Origin of the sequence: Mycolicibacterium xanthum, from assembly GCF_019710635.1 — a bacterium.
Lineage (GTDB): Bacteria > Actinomycetota > Actinomycetes > Mycobacteriales > Mycobacteriaceae > Mycobacterium > Mycobacterium xanthum.
This window is the reverse complement of the sequence record NZ_JAIFZS010000001.1, coordinates 107,468-127,181: the sequence shown is the minus strand read 5'-3', so window position 1 is coordinate 127,181 and position 19,714 is coordinate 107,468. Positions and strand designations below refer to the sequence as shown.

Below are 19,714 nucleotides of genomic sequence, written 5' to 3'. Positions count from 1 at the left end.
CTGAGGATGACCAACTACATCCGAATCACCGGCTACTTGGGGGCGAAACGCTGGCCGGCGTCCAGCCGCAGGCACTGCCCGTTGAGCATCGGGTTCTCCACGATCGCCACCGCGAGCTTGGCGTACTCCTCGGGCTTGCCGAGCCGCTTGGGAAACGCGGCGTCCTTGGTGAGCACGGCGGCGTACTCGTCGGGGATGCCCTGCGTCAGGCCGGTGGCGAACAGGCTCGGGGCGATCGCCAGGGTCCGGATGCCCAGGCTGCCCAGGTCACGCGCCATCGTCAGGCACATGCCGGCGATCGCGGCCTTGGATGCGGTGTAGGCCACCTGCCCGATCTGGCCCTCGAACGCCGCGATCGAGGCGGTGTTGATAATGACACCGCGTTCCTCGGCGTCGTCGTCGACGGGCTCGTTCTTGGACATGTGCCAGGCGGCCAGCCGGCTGATGTTGAACGTCCCGATCAGGTTGAGATCGATGCTCTTGCGGAAGGACTCCAGGCTGTGCGGGCCGTCCTTCTTCACGGTGCGCTCTGCGATGCCGCCGCCGGCGGTGGTCACGGCGATGTGCAGACCGCCCAGGTCCTCGACCACCTTGTTGAGCACGGCCTCGGTGCCGTCGAAGTCGGTGACGTCGACCTCGTAGAAGGTGCCGCCGATCTGATCGGCCACCTCCTTGCCGTTGGACTGCGGACGGTCCAGCACCGCGACGCTCGCGCCGCGCTTGGCCAGCGCCTCGGCCGTCGCGCGCCCGAACCCGGACGCTCCGCCGACGACTATCGCCTTCTTGCCCTCGATCTCCATCTGGCTCCCTTCCGACAACGTTGCAAAGAGTGGTCGATCTGTAAAGCAACCTAGCCGATGACATATTTCGGTAAGGGTTTCGGGTTCACTCCGGCGGTAATTTGTGATCATGACCTCGACGGGCATGCGGGCGATGGCGGGCGTCGCGGCGGCCGCGGTCGCCGTCGGGGTGGCGCAGCTGGTCGGCGCGGCGTTCGGACCGCAGGCCGACGTCCGCACGGCGGTCGGCTCCGCGGTCATCGATCTGACGCCCGGACCGGTCAAGGAGTGGGCGATCCAGCTGTTCGGCACGGCCGACAAAATGGTGCTCACGCTGCTCGTGCTGGTGGTGATCGCGGTGTTGGCGGCGGTCGCGGGAATCGCCGAGACCCGGCGCAGGCCGGTCGGCAGCGCCATGATCGTCGCCGCCGGCGCCCTGGGCTGCGCCGCGGTGCTGGCCCGGGCCGAGACGTCGCTGCTCGACATCGTGCCCACGATCGTGGGCGCCGGGTGCGGGGTCGCCGTGCTGCGCCGGCTGGTGCCGGATCGCCTCGACGAGCCTACGGAGCCGACCGGCGACTCCACCGACTCAGGTGACGGCACCGACCGTGGCAGGCGCCGCTCCCTGATCACGCTGGGCCTGCTCGCCGCGGGCGTGGCCAGCGGCGTGGCCGGCGTGGTGATCACCAGGCTGACGTCATCGGTGGCCGGAGAACGCCGGGGCTTCGCGCTGCCGGAGGTCGACATCGCCGCTCCGCCGATCGCGGAGTCGGTGCAGCCCAACGGTGTTGATCTGCCGTCGTTCGTGACCGCCAACGCCGACTTCTACCGGATCGACACCGCGTTGGTGGTCCCGCAGCTCAGCCGGACGGAGTGGGAGTTGCGCATCCACGGAATGGTGGACCGCGAGATCACCTACCGTTGGGAGGATCTGGATCGCTTCGAGGTGGTGGAGCAGGCGGTGACGCTGACCTGTGTGTCCAATCCCGTTGGTGGCGAACTGATTTCGAACGCAGTGTGGACCGGCTACCGGGTCCGCGACCTGCTCGCCGACGCCGGCGTGCGGCCCGATGCCGACATGGTGCTGTCCATGTCGATCGACGGCTGGACCGCGGGCACCCCCGTCGAGGCGCTCACCGAGGGCGATGCAATGCTGGCGGTGGGGATGAACGGCGAACCGTTGCCCGTCGAGCACGGTTATCCGGCCCGCCTCGTCGTGCCCGGCCTCTACGGCTACGTGTCGGCCACCAAATGGGTGGTCGACCTCGAGCTGACCCGCTTCGACCGGGCCGAGGCCTACTGGACGCGGCTGGGCTGGTCGGCGCGGGGCCCGATCAAGACCGAGTCGCGCGTCGACGTCCCGCGCAGCGGCCAGGACGTACCCGTCGGCCCGGTGACGTTCGGCGGTGTGGCCTGGGCCCAGAACCGCGGCGTGCGCGACGTCGAGGTGCGTATCGACGGCCCGGGCGGCGACGGCCGTTGGCAGAAGGCCACATTGGGCGACCACCATTCCAACGACACCTGGCGGCTGTGGAGCCTGGACTGGACCGCCGAGACCACCGGGCTGCACACCATCACCGTGCGCGCCACCGACAACAGCGGCTACACCCAGACCGAGGAACGGGCCGATCCTGCACCCGACGGCGCCACCGGCTGGCACTCGGTCACGTTCGCGGTGACGTGACGGCCGCCCTGTCGGTGCCCCGTGCCAGGCTGGTGAGGTGCTGCTGGTAGAGGTCGCGGACGCGTCCGCTGTGGTCGCGGCGTCATCGGCGCGGCTGGCCAAGATCGCGCGCCTCGCCGACCTGCTGCGGCTCGCCGCGGCCGCCGGAGACCCGCGAGAGGTGGCGGTCGTGGTGTCCTGGTTGTCCGGCGAGCTCACCCAGCGTCAGATCGGCGTCGGTTGGGCGGCGTTGCGTGCCCTGCCCCGGCCGGCGGCGCAGCCGGGCCTGACGGTGCTCGGCGTGGACGACGCGTTCACCGCGATCGGCGCCACGACGGGCAAGGGATCGCGGGCGCACCGGGCCCGGCTGGTGGGCGAGTTGTTCGGCGCGGCGACCGAACCGGAGCAGACCTTCCTCAGCCGGCTGCTCACCGGTGAGCTGCGCCAGGGCGCGCTGGTCGGCGTGATGGCCGATGCCGTCGGCAGGGCCTTCGACGCGTCGGCGCCCGCGGTGCGCCGGGCGGCGATGCTCAGCGGCGACCTGCCTGCGGTGGCTGCCGCGGCGATGACGGGCGGCGCCGCCGCGCTGGACCGGATCACCCTGCGGGTCGGCACACCCGTGGGCCCGATGCTCGCGCAGACCGCGACCGGCGTCGCCGATGCCCTCGACCGGCTGGGCGGGCCCGCGCTGTTCGAAGCCAAGCTGGACGGTGCCCGGGTGCAGATCCACCGCAGCGGCGATGCGGTCTCGATCTTCACCCGCAGCCTCGACGACGTGACCGCGCGCCTGCCCGAGGTCGTGGACGCCGCGCTCGCCCTGCCGGTCACCGAGCTGATCGCCGACGCGGAGGCGATCGCGCTGAGACCCGACGGTCGCCCGCACCGCTTCCAGATCACCGCGTCACGTTTCGGGAGGCGCGGCCGGCCGGACGGGACCGGCTCCGATGTCCCGCACCTGTCCGTGTTCTTCTTCGACGTGCTGCACGCCGACGGCACCGATCTGCTGGACCGTCCCGCCACCGAACGGATCGCCACGCTGGACGCGGTCACGCCCGCGCAGCAGCGGGTCGACCGCCTGCTGACGGCCGATGCCGATGCCGCCGGGGAGTTCCTGGCCGCCACCCTGGCCGCCGGCCACGAGGGGATCATGGCGAAATCGCCGGCCGCCCCGTACGAGGCGGGCAGGCGCGGGGCGGGCTGGCTGAAGGTCAAACCCGTGCACACCCTCGACCTGGTCGTCCTCGCCGTCGAGTGGGGCTCCGGGCGCCGCACCGGCAAGCTGTCCAACATTCACCTGGGCGCCCGTGACCCCGCAACGGGCGAATACGTGATGCTGGGCAAGACATTCAAGGGTATGACCGACGAGATGCTGGCCTGGCAGACGCAACGATTCTTTGCGCTGGCCGACGGCGAGACCGATTCGTACGTGGTCCCGCTACGGCCCGAGCAGGTGGTCGAGATCGCGTTCGACGGCATCCAGACGTCGTCGCGCTACCCCGGCGGAATGGCGCTGCGATTCGCCCGGGTGCTGCGCTACCGCGACGACAAGACCGCCGCCGAGGCCGACACGATCGACACGGTGCGGCGGCTGTACGAGCACACCGGCTGAGCCGCTCGGCCATCTCTGCATACGCCGTTCTCCACGGCGCGCGCGCTGGCATGATGTTCTGCCAGGCCCGGGCACGGAGGTGTGGATGAGCAGCGACGTTGCGGACGAGATCGACGGTACGGACGACGCCGTCGACGGGGTGCCCCGTCGGCGCATAGTGCTGGCGTCGATGATCGGCACCACCATCGAGTTCTACGACTTCTACATCTACGCCACCGCGGCGGTGTCGGTGTTCCCGTTCCTGTTCTTCCCCAAGGGCGATTCGACGACCGCGTTGCTGGCGTCACTGGCCACCTTCGGCCTCGCGTTCGTCGCCCGACCGGTCGGCTCGGTCCTGTTCGGCCACTTCGGCGACCGCGCGGGCCGCAAGACCACGCTGGTGGCCTCCCTGCTGCTGATGGGCATCGCGACCTTCGCGATCGGGCTGTTGCCGACCTACTCCCAGGTCGGTCTCATCGCCCCCGCGCTGCTGGCGGTCATGCGGTTCTCCCAGGGACTGGCGTTGGGCGGGGAATGGAGCGGCGCGGCGCTGCTGGCCACCGAGACCGCCCGGCCCGGCAAACGCGGCTGGGCGGCGATGTGGCCGCAGTTGGGCGCACCGCTGGGCTTCCTGCTCGCCAACGGCCTGTTCATCGTGCTGATCCTGCTGCTCGGTCACAGCAACGCCACCCCCGATCCCGACGGCGCATTCCTGACCTGGGGCTGGCGGTTGCCGTTCCTGTTCAGTGCGGTGATGGTCGCGATCGGGCTGTACGTACGCCTGCGGATTCTCGAGACCCCGGTGTTCACCCGCGCCGTGGCCCGCGGCGAGAAGGTCAAGGCGCCACTGACCGAGGTGTTCCGAACCAGCTGGCGCCAGTTGATCATCGGCACGTTCGTCATGTTGGCGACCTACACGCTGTTCTACATCGTGACAACGTGGGCGCTCAGCTTCGGCACCTCGAAGAAGCCCCCGGACGGCAAGGGGCTCGGCTTCCCGTATGTGGACTTCCTGCAGATGCAGCTGATCGCCGTGCTGTTCTTCGCGGCGACGTTGCCGGTATCGGGCCTGCTGGCAGACCGCTACGGCCGGCGACGCACGCTGCTGGTCGTGACGGCCGCGATCATGGTCTACGGGGCGCTGTTCGCCCCGATCCTCGGCTCGGGCACCACCTCGTCGGGGATGACGCTGGTCTTCCTGATCATCGGAATGACCTTGATGGGCTTCACCTTTGCGCCGATGAGCGCGGTGCTGCCGGAGTTGTTCCCGACCAACGTGCGCTACACCGGATCGGGCATCTCCTACAACGTGTCCAGCATCCTCGGCGCCGCGGTGGCACCGTTCATCGCCACCTGGCTGGCCACCAGCTACGGGGTGGCCTGGGTCGGCCTGTATCTGTTCATCGCGGCCACCCTGACCTTCATCGCGATCCTGATCATGCACGAGACCAGGGACACCTCGCTGGACTCCGCGGAACTCCCGCCGCCGGAGCTGTGACCCCGCCCCGGGCCGGCGCTCGTCGGCCGGCCGGCCCGAAGGCGTCATTGAGGCGGACCGACGGCCACGCTAAACTGTCGTCCATACGGTAAGCACCCATAGAACGGGACGGCGATGCACCAGAACGACATGATCCTGATCAGCGTTGACGACCATGTGGTGGAACCGCCGGACATGTTCAAGAACCACCTGGCCAAGAAGTACCTGGACGAGGCGCCGCGGCTGGTGCACAACGAGGACGGCAGCGACACCTGGCAGTTCCGTGACGTGGTGATCCCGAACGTGGCGTTGAATGCCGTCGCGGGCCGGCCCAAGGAGGAGTACGGCCTGGAGCCGCAGGGGCTCGACGAGATCCGGCCGGGCTGCTGGCAGGTCGACGAACGGGTCAAGGACATGAACGCCGGCGGCATCCTGGGTTCGGTGTGCTTCCCGTCGTTCCCCGGCTTCGCGGGCCGCCTGTTCGCCACCGAGGATCCGGAGTTCTCCCTGGCGCTGCTGCAGGCCTACAACGACTGGCACGTCGAGGAATGGTGCGGAGCCTATCCGGCCCGGTTCATCCCGATGACCCTGCCGGTGATCTGGGACGCCGAGGCGTGCGCGGCCGAGATCCGGCGCAACGCCGCGCGCGGGGTGCATGCGCTGACGTTCAGCGAGAACCCGGCCGCGATGGGCTATCCGAGTTTCCACGACGAGTACTGGGATCCGGTGTGGAAGGCGCTGGTGGACACCGACACCGTGATGAACGTCCACATCGGTTCCTCGGGGAAGCTGGCCATCACCGCCCCGGACGCGCCGATGGACGTGATGATCACACTGCAGCCGATGAACATCGTGCAGGCCGCCGCCGACCTGCTGTGGTCGGCGCCGATCAAGAAGTACAAGGACCTCAAGATCGCGCTGTCCGAGGGCGGCACCGGCTGGATCCCCTACTTCCTGGAGCGCGCCGACCGCACCTACGAGATGCACTCCACGTGGACCGGGCAGGACTTCAAGGGCAAACTGCCCAGCGAGGTGTTCCGGGAGCACTTCCTGACCTGTTTCATCGCCGATCCGATCGGGGTGGCGCTGCGAAACGAGATCGGCATCGACAACATCTGCTGGGAAGCCGACTACCCGCACAGCGACTCGATGTGGCCCGAGGCCCCCGAAGAGCTGGACAAGGTGCTCAAGGCCAACAGCGTGCCCGACGACGAGATCAACAAGATGACCTACGAGAACGCGATGCGCTGGTATCACTGGGATCCGTTCAGCCAGATCCCCAAGGAGCAGGCCACCGTCGGCGCGTTGCGTAAGGCTGCCGAGGGTCACGACGTGTCGATCCAGGCCCTCTCCCACCATGAGAAGGGCACCCGCGGCGAAGCCCTGCACGCCGCGGCGCGGGCGAACTCCGGCAGCAGCTAGCCCGACAGCGTGTAGCGGATGGGCAGGTGCTTGAGCCCGCCCACGAACACCGTCGCGGTGTGCTTCGGCGCGCCCGCCAGTTCGACGGACTTCAGCCTGGGCAGCAGTTCGGAGTAGAAGCTGTTGATCTCCATCCGGGCCAGCGCCGCGCCCAGGCAGAAGTGCACGCCGTAGCCGAACGCCACGTGCTTGTTGGGATCGCGCCCGACGTCGAACGTGAACGGGTCGGTGAACACCTCTTCGTCGCGGTTGCCGGACGGATAGGACAGCAGCAGCGAGTCCCCCGCGGCGATCGGCACTCCCCGAATCTCGGTGTCCTGCTGCGCGGTTCGCATGAACTCCTTGACCGGCGTGACCCACCGGATCATCTCCTCGGTCGCCAGCGGCAGCAACTCGGGGTGGTTCTGCAGGCGCCGCAACTGATCCTGGTTCTCGGCCAGGGCCTGCAGGCCGCCCGAGATGGTCGCGCTGGTGGTGTCGTGTCCGGCGGTCGCGACGATGAGGTAGTAGGACACCGTGTCGATATCGGACAGCGGTTCGCCGTCGATGTGCGCGTTGGCGATCGCCGAGGCGAGATCCTCGGTGGGGTGTGCCCGCCGCGATGCGGTGATCTCGTTGAAGTAGGTGAACATCTCGAACAGCGCCATGCCGCGTTCCTCGAGGGTCGCGCCCCGCTGCAATTCCTCGTCGTCGCTGCCGAACAACTCCTGGGTGTAGGTCAGCATCCGGGGGAAGTCGGACTCGGGGATCCCGAGCAGCGACATGATCACGTACAGCGGGAAGTTGACCGCGACCTCGCTGACGAAGTCGCACTCCCCTCCCCGCTCCTGCATCTGGTCGACGAACGACTTCGCCAGCTCGTCGACGCGGACCTTCAACGCGCGCATCGCCTTCGGGCGGAACCAGTCCGCCCCGATGGCCCTGACCTTGCGGTGCTGCGGGTCGTCCAGATGGATCAGCGTGCGCACGCCCATCGCCTCCTGCTGGGCGTCGCCCGCGGCGGTGGTCAGCACCGGTCGTGGCGAGTTGGTGAACACCGCGTTGTCGCGCTCGACCGCCATGATGTCGGCGTGCCTGGTGATCGCCCAGAACGGGCGGTAGCCCTCCACGTCCACCCAGCACACCGGCGCGTTGGCCCGCAGATGGCGCAACGCCGCATGCAGTCGCGCCTCGTCGGCGTAGGCCGACGGATCGGCGAACACCCTGGCCGCGTCGTCGACGACGGGAACGCTCATCAGGTCTCCTCTTCGGTCATGCGCCGCTGCGCAACTCGGATACCAGGTCGATCACGGTGGCCTCGTCGACGCCGGGTGGAAATCCGATAAGCACCCGGTCGATCAGGCCCTCGCACCGGGCCCGGATCTTCTTCACCACGTCCTCGATCGGGGCCACCACGGCGAACGTGTCCAACATGGTGTCGTCGATCAGCGTGCCCATGGTGTCCCAGCCGCCCTCTCGGGACAGCCGGTGCAGTTCGGTCTGCAGCTCGCCCCAGCCGTGCAACTCGAGCACGTTGCGGTACGCCGGGGTGGATGCGTAGAACGCGATCTGCTTGCGGGCACGGGCCGCAGTCTCGGCGATCTCAGCCTCATCGCGCCCCGTCACGACGAACAGCGGGCTGGACACCTGGACGTCGGCACGGGTGCGGCCGGCCCGCGCCAGCCCGCGCGACAGCGTCGGAATCGTCACCTCCCGCATGTAGCGCGCGGTCGAGAACCCATGTGCGAGCAGGCCGTCGGCGACCTCGCCGACCATCTCGGTCATCCGGTCCCCCACGGCGGCGACGAACACCCGGGGGTCGCCGTAGTCGTGCATGGGCGGGACGAACATCGGTGTCATGAGCTTGTGGGTGTAGAACTCGCCGTCAAACTCGAGGGGCTGCTCACCACGCCAGCAGGACCAGATGGCCCGCATCGCCAGCACGAACTCGCGCATCCGGTCCACCGGCCTGCTCCACGGCATGCTGAAGCGCTTCTCGATGTGCGGCTTGATCTGGCTGCCCAGCCCGATGATGAGCCGCCCGTGCGAGTAGTCCTGGAGGTCCCAGCCGATCTGGGCGACGGTCATCGGGGTGCGGGCGAACGCGACCGCGATGCTGGTACCCAGCTCGATGCGCTCGGTGTGCTCGGCGGCCAGGGTCAGCGGCAGGAACGGGTCGTGGTTGATCTCGGCGGTCCAGCAGCCGTCATAGCCCCGGCGCTCCAGCGTCCGGGCGCCGTCGGGCATCGTGGCCAGCTGACTGACGACGGCCGCGTCTACCCTGAGGCCGCCTCCAGCACCCATGGCGAACGACGCTACAGTAAGCAATTCAGTAAGGTCAACGTTGCACGCCGCCGCGTAGAACGGGAGATGCCATGGCCAGGGCCGAGGACTGGAAGGACACCCTCGACGAACTCGCCCGCCGACGGGATCACTCGCGCGCGATGGGCGGACCGGATCGGCTGGACAAACACCACGGCAAGGGCAAGCTCGACGCCCGCGGCCGCATCGACCACCTGCTGGACAAGGGGTCGTTCCGCGAGTTCGGCACGCTGGTCGGCGGCGATATCGCCGCGGACGGGATCGTCGCGGGCAGCGGCCTGATCGACGGCAGGCCGGTGATGATCGGCGCCGAGGACTTCACCACGCTGGCGGGCAGCATCGGCCCCGGCGGGAACGCGAAGCGCTACCGGCTGGCCGAGATCGCGCTGGGTGACCGGGTCCCGCTGGTGATGCTGCTGGAGGGCGCGGGCTTTCGGCCCAGCGGGGAGCACTACGGCCGGACCCCCACCGATCTGCTGGCTCAGGCCGCATGCTCGGGCAAGGTGCCGACCGTCGGCGGGTTGTTCGGCCCGTCCGCCGGCCACGGCGCGCTGGTCGCGCCGGTCTGCGACTGGACCATCATGACCAGCCAGGGCGCGATCTTCACCGCCGGCCCGCCGGTGGTCAAAGAGTCCACCGGAGAGGAGATCTCGAAGGAAGACCTGGGTGGCCCGGGGGTGGCGCTGGCCAGCGGGGTGATCCACAACCTCGGCGCCGACGACGCCGCCGTGCTCGACGACATCCGCCGTTACCTGTCCTATTTCCCGTCCAGCGCGTGGTCCTATCCCGCGTCGCTTACCAAGGACGAGTCGACCGGGCGCCGGCCCACTCCCGAACTGGTCGACATCGTCCCGCGGGGCAACCGCCAGATCTACGACATGCGCGCGGTGCTCGACGTGGTGTTCGACGGCCCGGACTGGTTCGAGGTGCAGCCGAAGTTCGGGCCCGCGATCCTTTGCGCCCTCGCGCATCTCGGTGGCCATCCGGTCGCGGTGGTGGCCAACCAACCCCGGGTACTGGCAGGCTCGATCGACGCCGACGCCGCGGACAAGGCCGCGCATTTCATCACCGTGGCCGACTCGTTCCACCTGCCGATCGTGTTCCTGGCCGACAATCCCGGGATGCTGCCGGGCAGCCGGTCCGAACGCCAGGGCGTGCTGCGCAGCGGCGCCCGGATGTTCGCCGCCCAGACCGCCGCGACCACCCTCAAGCTGCACGTGACGCTGCGCAAGGCCTACGGGTTCGGGTCCATGGTGATGTCGTTGCTCGGATTCGACAACCAGAGCGCGACCTTCGCCTATCCGGGCGCGACCATGGGCGCGATGAGCGCCGCCGCGCTGAGCCGCGCATCGCACGCCACCGAGGATCTCGAGGCCCGGCTGCGCCAGGCCGAGGTGGACGCGTCGTTCCGCTCGGCGGGCCACCTCGGCTTCGACGACCTCATCCATCCCGAGGAGACCCGCGACGCGCTGCTGGACGCGCTCGAACGCGGCCTGCACCGGCGCCAGGCGGCCGCCGAACCCGTCAGCCGCACGGCGATCACCCCCTGACCCCCTTGGGATTTCGGTGTAGTTTGTCACGCCGAAGGCGACAAACTACACCGAAATCACCCGGAGGCGCGGTAGGCGGCGACGATCGGTTCGAGCTCGTCGGGAGTCGCGCCGTGCATGATGACCGCATCGGCGCCGTAGTCGAACTCCTTGCGCACCCGGTCCACGCACTGCTGCGCCGAACCGGTCGCCGCCGGCTCGAGCCACTCGTCGGGAATCAGCGTGGCGATGTGTTCGATCTGCTCGGCGCTGGCCTTGTGGTCGATGCCGCCGGGTATCGACTGCACGACCGGATCGTCGCGAAACCTCGTCAGCACGGCGGGATCCCAGCCGTTCGTGCTGACCAGCAGATCACCGTAGCCCTGCAGGTAGGTGGCCAGCCGGGCCACGGTCTTCTTCAGCCGCAGTTCCTCGGGCAGATGGTCGCCGACGGTGGCGAAGCACGACCACACCCGCACTGAGGCCGGGTCGCGACCGGCCTGCTCGGCGGCGTCCTTGACGGTCTTGACCGCGCGTTGCAGGGTCTCCGGCGTGAAGTAGGTGTGCAGGATGACGTCGTCGAACTCGCGCCCGCCCAGCGCCAGGGTCTGCGGCCCGAACGCCACGATCGCCAGCCGGATGTCCTCGTCGAAATCCGGGTCCAGGAACAGCACCGGGTACTTGCCGATGGGCCCGTCGTGGTTGAAGATCAGCCCGCCGTGCCAGAGCTTGCGCATCACCTGCGCGAAGTCCTCCATCTGTGCGGTGGTCACGGCCGGCACCCCGAACGCCCGGTAGATGGCCGCGATCCCGCGGCCCAGGCCGAGGGTGAAGCGGCCACCCGAGAGCCGGTGCATCGTGGTGGCCCACGAACTGGTGATCAACGGGTGACGGGTGTTGTGATTGGTTGCGGCCGTGGCGATCTGCATCCGCGTGGTCACCGCCAGCGCCGCGCCGGTCAACGACGAGGCCTCCTTGACGTTCCAGCGCTCGGAGATGAACCCGGTGCCGAAGCCGAGTTCCTCGCCGCGGCGCGCCTCGTCCATCAGCGACGCGGGCCCCTCACCCCCGGCCCCGGCCAGCAGGTAGTAGCCCAACTCGTCGAGCACCCGGTCGGTCGTCATGCCCACTCTCCTTGCTTGTAGCCGCAGTTCCACACCTCGACGATCCTGCCGTCCACCACCCGGAAGATCTCCATGCTGCCGATCGTGATCGACGCGCCGTCCTTCCCCGTCATCGGCGACTGGTAGACGATCGCCACGTGTTCACCGTCGTCACCCGCGACGACCAGGTTGAGATCGAACCGGATCGTCTCGAACATCGCCCAGTGGTCGACGATGCGGGCGACCGCCTGCTCGTGGGTCAGGGTGATCGCCTCGCCGACCTCGTGGCGGATCACCGTGTCGCCCATCAACTCCTCGGCGAGCGCGAAGTCCCGCTCGTTCCACACCACGAGGTTGTACAGTTCGACCACTTCGCGGGCCGATCGGGTCATCCGAACACCTCCAAGGCGCCGATCTCGTCGATGGCCGCCGCGGCCCGCTCCAGCAGGCGCAGGCACAGCTGCCGGGACCGCTCCGGCAGGGCATCCCAGCCCAGCAGCGGCAGCGCGGGCAGCACGATGTAGTAGGCCACCGCGAACCGGTAGTGCCGCCACGCCTCGTCGAACGGGTAGTCGGCGACCCCGTGCTCGGCCAACCGGCAGACGTAGTCGCGGACGAACTCCTCGTCGCGACCCGAGCGCGCCTCGGTGGGCAGCCCCTGACTGACCAGGTAGCCGATGTCGGTTGCGCCGCAGCCCTTGGCGGCCAGCTGGAAGTCCACCACCTTGAGCTCACCGCCGGCGAAGAACATGTTGTCGGCCCGGATGTCGCCGTGGATCAGCATCGACCGTTCGCCCAGTGCGGCCACCGCCGTCGGGGCCAGCTCGGTGAACCGCTCGGCGTAGGCGTCCACCTCGGGCGGGATCGTTATCGGGACCAGGTCCCGGTAGACCTGCCAGGCCGCCGGGAACGCGGCGGGCAGCAACTCGCGACTGAACGGCGAGTCGAACGATTCGAACCCGCCGAGCTTGTCGGCGTGCCGGGTGGACCAGGCGTGCAGCCCGGCGAGCCGGTCGATGCAGCTGCGCGCCTGCTCGACCGACAACCCGGCGAGGTGGTCCACGTTGTGCCAGCCCTGCAGGTCCTCCAGCACGAGAACGAAATCACCCTGGTCACCGGCCATCCGGGCGGCGAACACGTGTGGGGTGCCCAGCGGCGCCGAACCGGCGACGTCGCGGTAGAACGCCACCTCGCGGGCGTATCCACCCAGCATCCGCATCGCCGCACCGGCCTCGGATTCGGCTGGCAGCTTGACGATCACGCTCGGCGGGATTCCGTTCCCGGACAGCTGCACACGGTAGAGCCGCGACGAGAACCCGCTGTCCAACGCGATCTGTTCGGCCCGCACGTTGCCGACGACGGCGTCGTCGGGCAACGTGTCGTCGGCGCGCAACACCGCGGCCAACCATTCGCGTGTGACGTCGTCGATGGTGCGCGGCACCGCGGCGGTCGTGTCGCCGAGCGATCCCGCCGATGTCACCGACCGCTCCGGTCCCGGCGCCCGATCGGCCTGAGGAACCGCTCGGTGACCCCGTGCACGCCGCCGGCGAACACATGACCCACGTGGCTGCCCCGATGCCAATGCAGTTGCCCACCCCAGCGCCCGTGCAGTTCGAGCGCGGTGTCGCGGCCCGCCATCTGGTCATGCCACGCCCCGACGATCAGCCGGTTGCGCTCCGGCGCGGTGGGCTCGACGGACTGGTAGTCCACCGCCGCCATCACCTGCGCCGCGGCATCCGAGCCCAGCAGCTCGATGGTGTCGTGCACGGACGGGCCCCAGCGGCCCAGGTGAGCGGCGATCATCGCGTTCAGGCCCGCGATCGGCGTGTACACCGCGACCGCATCGACCGGCTCGAGGTGCGACACCAGCCCCGCCACCGGGCTTCCCATCGACACCCCGGCCACCGCGACCGTGCCCGCCTGCGGCCGCAACCAACGCACCAGCGCACGCACCTCCGACACGGCGCGCATCATGCCCGCGACGTTGGCCAGCGGGTCCATGGTCGGGTACTGCGGCCAGCGGTCGCGACGCACCCCGCAGCCCGGCTGGACCGGCAGTGCGATGTTGTAACCCAGCACTTGCTGCAACCATCGCGCCCGCGCGACCATCAGGTCGATCGGCTGGCCCTGGCCCGCACCGTGCACCCATACCAGCCACGGCCGCGGTTCCGAACCGGCGCGACACAGGTGCACGACGGCGGTCGCCGGGCCGCCGAGGCCCTCCACCATCAGCGTGTCGGGCAGCGCGGGCTCGTGCTCGAAGGTCAACCGCTCGTAGGTCTGCGGACCCATTCGAAGCCGACGAACATCCTTGACCTGCAATGGTTCCGGCTCGGCATGAGCTCCTGCGACGCCGAGCGCCGACAGCTGCGCCCCGGTGGCCGCACAGGACTCAACCGTACGCTCGAGCTTGGGCGGGGGCGCGGTCAAGGTCATGCTGGTCAACGCCAACTCGTCGAGGGCGACCTCGCCGAACTCACGAATACCTTTCAGCGAGAGCGGATTCCAGTCCTTCGATTCCGAGACCGCACGGTGCGTACGCGGCAGGACACCGGCGAAGTCGCTGCCGATCCGCCACAGCCGCTCGGATGCCCTCATCCGAGGCTGAAGCCCTGATAGCCGGCATCGGCGACCTCGTCGCAGCGCCGCCGGTACTCGGGAATGCCCGCGTTGTAACCCATGTACATCCTCTTCTTGCCGGGCACGTTGCCGCCGTTGTACCAGGAACTGCACGACGGGTGCGCCACCACGGTCGGTTCGACCAGGGACGTGGCGTGGTCGATCCATTCGCGTTGCGCCTGCGGCTGCGCCTCGATCGTGCGGTATCCGTGATCGCGCAGGTAGACCAGGCAGTCGCCGATCCACTCCACGTGCTGCTCCAGCGCGGTGACGAAATTGGAGGCCGCCGAGGGGCTTCCCGGAGCCTGCACGATGAACAGGTTCGGGAATCCGGCGACCGCCAGGCCGAGGTAGGTCAAGGGTCCCTCATCGGCCCAGAAGTCGCGCAGCGACAACCCGCCGCGGCCACGGACGTCGATGCGGCTCATCGCGCCCGTCATGGCGTCGAACCCGGTCGCATAGATGATCACGTCGAGCTCGTGCACGCCGCGTTCGGTGCGGATGCCCTCCGGACACACCGTGACGATCGGATCGGCACGAAGGTCGACCAGGGTGACGTTGTCGCGGTTGAACGTCTCGTAGTAGCCCTGGTCGATGATCGGGCGTTTGCAGCCGAACGGGTGGCTGGGAATCAACGCCGCCGCGGTGTCCGGATCGGTGACGAGGCGCGCCACCGCCTCGCCGTAGAGCCGGGCGGCCATCTGGTTGGCCTCCATGTCGAAGAAGATGTCACCCCAGTTCAGCGCACCCAGCACGCCGTGCTCCTCGATTGCGCGACATTGCTCTTCGCGCGAGGCGGACTTCAGCGGCGGCTTGACCAGCATGTCCAGCAACACCGAGAACGCGCTCAGCCGCGCCGCACCCACCGGGTGTTCGCGCTGGGCGGCGCGGATCTCGGGATAGCGCGCCTTCAGCTCGTCGAGCTCACCCGGTTCGAACGCCCGGACCTGCCACGGCAGCGTGTAGGCGGGTGAGCGCTGGAAGACGGTGAGGTGAGCGGCTTGCCGGGCCACCACCGGGATGAGCTGGACTCCGGTGGATCCGGTCCCGATCACCCCGACCCGCCGCCCACTCAGGTCGACACCGTCGGGCCACCGGCTGGTCAACAGCGAGGCGCCTTCGAAGCTGTCCATGCCTTGGATGGTGGGCTCCAGCGGCACCGACAGGATGCCGGTGGCGGCCACCACGTGGCCGGCATGCAGCGTCTCACCCGAGGCCAGCTCGACGGTCCACCGCGCGTCGGCCTCGACGAATCGCATCGCGACCACCTCGGCGCCGAAGCTGATGTCGCGTCGCAGGTCCAGCCGGTCGGCGACGAAGTTGAGATAGGCCTCGATCTCGGGTTGGGCCGGCATCGTCTCGGTCCACACCCACTCCTGCTGGATCTGCTCGGAGAACGAATACGAGTACTCGATGCTCTCGATGTCGCACCGCGCGCCGGGATAGCGGTTGAACAGCCAGGTGCCGCCGACCTCGTCGGCCTTCTCCAGCACGCGCACCCGGAAGCCCAGTTCCCGCAGCCGGTGCAGGGCGTAGAGACCGGAGAACCCGGCGCCGATGACGATCACGTCGAATGTGTCGGTGGCGGCCGGGGTGGTCGCAGGAGCTGTCACAGGTCCTCGCGGAGGTCATGGGGAATCGTTACTGTAACTACTACAGTAGTAGCACCGCCCTGTCGCGCTTTCGGCGACGGCCGTCACCGCGATCGCGACCCGAGAGTCGCACCGATGAGGTTCACCCCGGAATGTCCGATCACCGCACAGTTGGTGTCGAAAGCACTACTGTAAGCTGCTCCATAACTCGGTAGGGCCATCGAGGGAGGCGTCGTGAAAGTCCCGTTCACCTGGAAGGTCACCGGCTGGTTCATGATCGGCTGGTCGGCCGAGTTCGCCGTCGGCGACGTGAAGGCGGTGAAGTACTTCGGCGAGGATCTGGCCGCCTACCGCGACGAATCGGGCGCACTGCATGTCCTGGAAGCCCACTGCAAGCACCTCGGGGCGCACATCGGCCACGGCGGCAAGGTCGTCGGCGACTGCGTCGAGTGCCCGTTCCACGGCTGGCGGTGGGGACCGGACGGCTCCAACACCTACATCCCCTACCAACCGGACCGGCCCAACCGGGGCCTGCGGCTGCGCTCCTATCCGGTCCGGGAGCAGTACGGATGCATTTTCATGTGGTACCAACCCCAGGGCGGGGAACCGCAGTGGGAGCTGCCGGACATCTTCCACAAGTTCCCGCAGTTCGAGACCGATGCGAACGCCTACTACCGGCCGTATCCCGAGTTCTCCAGCCGCGCCGACGCCATCCCGGTGCATCCGCAGATCGTTGCCGAGAACGGCCCCGACAGCTCCCACTTCCGCTACGTGCACGGTGCGACCGTGACACCGGTGTGCCTGCACTGGGAACACGTCGACGAGGAGTGGCGATTCCTGACCGGATGGCCGGACACCCGAAGCGACGACCCGGACAAGATGGCCTTGAAGATCCACAGCCATTTCTCCGGACTGGGCTTCGCGATGAGCGCGTTCGAGGGGTCGTCAAACCACCGGCTGATCTTCGCGTGCACACCCGTCGACGACGAGGTGTCCGACATGTTCTATTCGATCTGGTGGCCGAAACTACCCGGCGAGACGTCCGACGTACCGCCGCCGTCGGTGATCGAGAAGGTCGAGCGGCAGTACCTCAAGACCGTGTGGGAGGACTGCGAGATCTGGCGCTACCAGCGCTACGTCGAGCATCCGCCGCTGGCGAAGGTGGACGCGAAACCCTATATGGCGATGCGGAAGTGGGCGCAACGGTTCTACGACGTTCCCGCCACCCCGCCCGCCGAAGTTCCCGCCAACCCGACCGCCGACGCGCCCGTGACGAGCGCATGAGACCCGACCTCGCCGAGCTGGTCGCGCCGGCGCACACCGCGGTGGTCACCCAGGAGTGTCAGGGCGCGATCGTCGGACCGAACGCCGGCCTGGGGGTGCTCGCGGCCGAGGCCCGCCGGGTCGCGCTGCCCGGCATCGCCCGGCTGCTGCCCGCGGCGCGCGCCGCGGGCACCGCGGTGGTGCACTGCGTGGTGCAGCGCCGCCAGGACGGCCGGGGCGCCAACCACAATGCCCGGCTGTTCGCCGTCGGCGCTACCGGGGTGGACATCACGCCCGGTAGCCCCGGCACCGAGCTGGTGCCCGAACTCGACGTGCAACCAAGTGATCTGGTGCTGCACCGCTGGCACGGCATCGGCCCGATGGGCGGAACCGATCTGGACGCGGTGCTGCGCAACCTGGGGGTGCGCACCATCGTCGCAGTCGGGGTGTCGGTCAACGTCGCGATCACCAACCTGGTGATGGACGCGGTCAACGCGGCCTATCACGTGGTCGTCCCGCGGGACGCGGTCGCGGGCATCCCGACGGCCTACGCCGATGCCGTCATCGACAACACGCTGTCGCTGCTGGCGACGATCACCACCACCGACGACCTGATCGACGCGTGGCGGCCCCGGTGACCGACCTGCAGCCGGATAGAGTCCGGCGATGGGCGGAAGCCCCGATGATCCACCTGCTCCCCCACCAGCGATGAGAGGCAGCATGTCATCCTCGATCCAGTTCACCGTCCCGGCCGCCGCCGACGCCGTCGCCGCGGTCATCGGCGACCGCGAGTTCATCATCCAGGGTGATCGCCGGTACACCTACGCCCAGATCGTCGAGCGGTCCACCCGGTTTGCCGCGTTCCTGCACGCCAACGGGCTGGGCTGCCACACCGAACGCGCGGATCTGCCCGGCCATGAGGTCGGCCAGGACCTGCTGGGCATCTACGCCCACAACGGTCCGGAGTACGTCGAGGGCATGCTGGGCGCGTGGCGGGCCAGGGTCGCCCCGTTCAACGTCAACTACCGCTACGTCAAGAGCGAACTGCAGTACCTGCTCTCCGACTCCGGGGCCACCGCGCTGCTCTACCACGCGGCGTTCGCCCCCCGGCTGGCCGAGGTGCTGCCCGACCTGCCCGAGCTGCGGGTGCTCATCCAGATCGCCGACGACTCGGGCAACGACCTGCTGCCTGGCGCGGTCGACTACGAGTCGATCGTCGCCGACGGCCCGGCCGTCGCCCCGCCGGTCGAACCGTCGCCCGACGACCTCTACGTGCTCTACACCGGCGGCACGACGGGCATGCCCAAGGGCGTGCTGTGGCGCCAACACGACATCTTCGTCGCCTCCTTCGGCGGCCGCAGCCTCTACACCGGCGAGCTGGCGACGTCCTATGCCGACATCGCCGACCGGTGCGCCCAGGCACCCGGCACCAAGCTGATGGTGTTGCCGCCGCTGATGCACGGCGCGGCGCAGTGGGCGGTGTTCACCGCGATGAACACCGGCCAGTCCGTGGTGTTCTCACCGTTCACCAGCCACCTCGACGTCGACGACGTGGTCGCCAGCATCGAACGGGAGAAGATCCTCGCGGTCACCGTCGTCGGCGACGCGATGGCCCGCCCGCTGGCCCACGCGTTCGAGCGCAGCACGGCGGATCTGTCCTCGCTGGCGGTGGTCGCCAACGGCGGAGCACAGCTCACCCCGAGCGCCAAGCAATGTCTCATCGACGCCAAGGAGAACCTGATGGTCGTCGACGGCGTCGGGTCGTCGGAGACCGGCGCGCAGATGACGCACATGTCGGCGCCCGGCGCGGTGTCGACGGGCCGGTTCACCGCGGGCCCGGACACCTTCGTCGCCGCCGAGGACCTCGACTCGATCCTGTCGCACGGGCATGAGGGAATCGGCTGGCTGGCTCAGCGTGGCTATGTGCCGCTGGGCTACAAGGGCGATGCGGCCAAGACCGCGGCCACGTTCCCGGTCATCGACGGCGTGCGCTACTCGGTGCCCGGCGACCGGGCCCGCCACCTCGCCGACGGCTCGATCGAACTGCTGGGCCGCGACTCGGTGACGATCAACTCCGGCGGCGAGAAGATCTTCGCCGAGGAGGTCGAGTCGGCGATCGCGTCGCATCCCTCCGTCGCCGACGTCGTGGTGGCGGGGCGGCCCAGCGAACGATGGGGCCAGGAGGTGGTGGCCGTCGTCGCACTGGCCGACCGTGCGCACGCCACCGACGCCGAGCTCATCGACCATGCGTCGAAGTCGATCGCGCGCTACAAGCTGCCCAAGGCCGTGGTGTTCCGGCCGGTCATCGAGCGCAGCCCGGCCGGCAAGGCCGACTACCGGTGGGCGCGCGAGCAGGCCATCGCGGACGTCTGAGCCGG

The 19,714-nt window shown here is 69.0% G+C and carries 16 protein-coding genes; 8 read left to right on the top strand and 8 right to left on the bottom strand.

Going from position 1 to position 19,714, the window contains the following annotated elements:
- Positions 1-32 precede the first annotated feature (32 nt).
- On the bottom strand, positions 33-800 hold the full coding sequence (locus tag JDV09_RS00535) for an SDR family NAD(P)-dependent oxidoreductase (RefSeq protein ID WP_221367454.1): 768 nt from the start codon (positions 798-800) through the stop codon (positions 33-35).
- Positions 801-909: 109 nt separating this feature from the next.
- Here JDV09_RS00535 and JDV09_RS00530 point away from each other — a divergent pair, with 109 nt between their 5' ends.
- The 4 genes from JDV09_RS00530 (at position 910) to JDV09_RS00515 (ending at position 6,929) form a co-directional block, all read left to right on the top strand.
- The gene (locus JDV09_RS00530) at positions 910-2,463 is read left to right on the top strand and encodes a molybdopterin-dependent oxidoreductase (RefSeq protein WP_221367153.1); all 1,554 of its coding nucleotides are present in this window, start codon (positions 910-912) and stop codon (positions 2,461-2,463) included.
- A gap of 37 nt (positions 2,464-2,500) precedes the next feature.
- Complete coding sequence (locus tag JDV09_RS00525; protein ID WP_221367152.1) at positions 2,501-4,051, top strand: ATP-dependent DNA ligase; 1,551 nt, start codon at positions 2,501-2,503, stop codon at positions 4,049-4,051.
- An 85-nt stretch (positions 4,052-4,136) separates the two neighbouring features.
- Positions 4,137-5,528, top strand: coding sequence for an MFS transporter (locus tag JDV09_RS00520; protein ID WP_221367151.1), 1,392 nt, complete (start codon positions 4,137-4,139; stop codon positions 5,526-5,528).
- A 114-nt stretch (positions 5,529-5,642) separates the two neighbouring features.
- Positions 5,643-6,929: an amidohydrolase family protein gene (locus JDV09_RS00515; RefSeq protein WP_221367150.1), complete on the top strand. Its 1,287-nt coding sequence runs from the start codon at positions 5,643-5,645 to the stop codon at positions 6,927-6,929.
- Here the strand turns inward: JDV09_RS00515 and JDV09_RS00510 are convergent.
- Together JDV09_RS00510 and JDV09_RS00505 are read right to left on the bottom strand one after the other, a co-directional pair.
- Positions 6,926-8,164 carry a cytochrome P450 gene (locus JDV09_RS00510; RefSeq protein WP_221367149.1) on the bottom strand — a complete coding sequence of 413 codons (1,239 nt, stop codon included), beginning with the start codon at positions 8,162-8,164 and terminating at the stop codon, positions 6,926-6,928. The two genes, JDV09_RS00515 and JDV09_RS00510, sit on opposite strands and share 4 nt — an antisense overlap.
- A gap of 16 nt (positions 8,165-8,180) precedes the next feature.
- The gene (locus JDV09_RS00505; protein WP_221367148.1) at positions 8,181-9,212 is read right to left on the bottom strand and encodes an LLM class F420-dependent oxidoreductase; all 1,032 of its coding nucleotides are present in this window, start codon (positions 9,210-9,212) and stop codon (positions 8,181-8,183) included.
- Between the two features lie 71 nt (positions 9,213-9,283).
- Here JDV09_RS00505 and JDV09_RS00500 point away from each other — a divergent pair, with 71 nt between their 5' ends.
- Entirely contained in the window at positions 9,284-10,780 is a 1,497-nt protein-coding gene (locus JDV09_RS00500; RefSeq protein ID WP_221367147.1) for an acyl-CoA carboxylase subunit beta, read from the top strand.
- Between the two features lie 56 nt (positions 10,781-10,836).
- Here JDV09_RS00500 and JDV09_RS00495 read toward each other — a convergent pair whose 3' ends face one another.
- Genes JDV09_RS00495 through JDV09_RS00475 form a run of 5 tightly spaced genes read right to left on the bottom strand, consistent with a single transcriptional unit; the run spans position 10,837 to position 16,094 of the window.
- Entirely contained in the window at positions 10,837-11,883 is a 1,047-nt protein-coding gene (locus JDV09_RS00495; RefSeq protein WP_221367146.1) for a TIGR03857 family LLM class F420-dependent oxidoreductase, read from the bottom strand.
- The gene (locus tag JDV09_RS00490; protein WP_221367145.1) at positions 11,880-12,254 is read right to left on the bottom strand and encodes a nuclear transport factor 2 family protein; all 375 of its coding nucleotides are present in this window, start codon (positions 12,252-12,254) and stop codon (positions 11,880-11,882) included. Before JDV09_RS00490 ends, JDV09_RS00495 begins: the two co-directional genes overlap by 4 nt.
- A complete protein-coding gene (locus tag JDV09_RS00485; protein ID WP_221367144.1) occupies positions 12,251-13,342 on the bottom strand; it encodes a phosphotransferase in 1,092 nt (363 codons plus the stop codon). Before JDV09_RS00485 ends, JDV09_RS00490 begins: the two co-directional genes overlap by 4 nt.
- The gene (locus tag JDV09_RS00480) at positions 13,339-14,460 is read right to left on the bottom strand and encodes an alpha/beta hydrolase (RefSeq protein ID WP_221367143.1); all 1,122 of its coding nucleotides are present in this window, start codon (positions 14,458-14,460) and stop codon (positions 13,339-13,341) included. The genes JDV09_RS00485 and JDV09_RS00480 overlap by 4 nt, the downstream gene beginning before the upstream one ends.
- A complete protein-coding gene (locus tag JDV09_RS00475) occupies positions 14,457-16,094 on the bottom strand; it encodes a flavin-containing monooxygenase (RefSeq protein ID WP_221367142.1) in 1,638 nt (545 codons plus the stop codon). Before JDV09_RS00475 ends, JDV09_RS00480 begins: the two co-directional genes overlap by 4 nt.
- Before the next feature lie 213 nt (positions 16,095-16,307).
- On the opposite strand from JDV09_RS00475, the gene JDV09_RS00470 reads away from it, so the two are divergent.
- From JDV09_RS00470 to JDV09_RS00460, 3 genes are all read left to right on the top strand, one after another.
- Entirely contained in the window at positions 16,308-17,357 is a 1,050-nt protein-coding gene (locus tag JDV09_RS00470) for an aromatic ring-hydroxylating oxygenase subunit alpha (protein WP_221367141.1), read from the top strand.
- The gene (locus tag JDV09_RS00465; RefSeq protein WP_221367140.1) at positions 17,354-17,974 is read left to right on the top strand and encodes a cysteine hydrolase family protein; all 621 of its coding nucleotides are present in this window, start codon (positions 17,354-17,356) and stop codon (positions 17,972-17,974) included. The genes JDV09_RS00470 and JDV09_RS00465 overlap by 4 nt, the downstream gene beginning before the upstream one ends.
- Before the next feature lie 82 nt (positions 17,975-18,056).
- Positions 18,057-19,709: a medium-chain acyl-CoA ligase Mig gene (locus tag JDV09_RS00460; RefSeq protein WP_221367139.1), complete on the top strand. Its 1,653-nt coding sequence runs from the start codon at positions 18,057-18,059 to the stop codon at positions 19,707-19,709.
- The last annotated feature ends 5 nt before the right edge of the window (positions 19,710-19,714 follow it).

What these genes read in the sequence shown, in the direction of transcription:
- JDV09_RS00535 (WP_221367454.1), bottom strand. Translation starts at nt 800, where the DNA reads ATGGAGATCGAGGGCAAGAAGGCGATAGTCGTCGGCGGAGCGTCCGGG.
- JDV09_RS00530 (WP_221367153.1), top strand. Translation starts at nt 910, where the DNA reads ATGACCTCGACGGGCATGCGGGCGATGGCGGGCGTCGCGGCGGCCGCG.
- JDV09_RS00520 (WP_221367151.1), top strand. Translation starts at nt 4,137, where the DNA reads ATGAGCAGCGACGTTGCGGACGAGATCGACGGTACGGACGACGCCGTC.
- JDV09_RS00515 (WP_221367150.1), top strand. Translation starts at nt 5,643, where the DNA reads ATGCACCAGAACGACATGATCCTGATCAGCGTTGACGACCATGTGGTG.
- JDV09_RS00510 (WP_221367149.1), bottom strand. Translation starts at nt 8,164, where the DNA reads ATGAGCGTTCCCGTCGTCGACGACGCGGCCAGGGTGTTCGCCGATCCG.
- JDV09_RS00505 (WP_221367148.1), bottom strand. Translation starts at nt 9,212, where the DNA reads ATGGGTGCTGGAGGCGGCCTCAGGGTAGACGCGGCCGTCGTCAGTCAG.
- JDV09_RS00500 (WP_221367147.1), top strand. Translation starts at nt 9,284, where the DNA reads ATGGCCAGGGCCGAGGACTGGAAGGACACCCTCGACGAACTCGCCCGC.
- JDV09_RS00495 (WP_221367146.1), bottom strand. Translation starts at nt 11,883, where the DNA reads ATGACGACCGACCGGGTGCTCGACGAGTTGGGCTACTACCTGCTGGCC.
- JDV09_RS00490 (WP_221367145.1), bottom strand. Translation starts at nt 12,254, where the DNA reads ATGACCCGATCGGCCCGCGAAGTGGTCGAACTGTACAACCTCGTGGTG.
- JDV09_RS00480 (WP_221367143.1), bottom strand. Translation starts at nt 14,460, where the DNA reads ATGAGGGCATCCGAGCGGCTGTGGCGGATCGGCAGCGACTTCGCCGGT.
- JDV09_RS00465 (WP_221367140.1), top strand. Translation starts at nt 17,354, where the DNA reads ATGAGACCCGACCTCGCCGAGCTGGTCGCGCCGGCGCACACCGCGGTG.
- JDV09_RS00460 (WP_221367139.1), top strand. Translation starts at nt 18,057, where the DNA reads ATGTCATCCTCGATCCAGTTCACCGTCCCGGCCGCCGCCGACGCCGTC.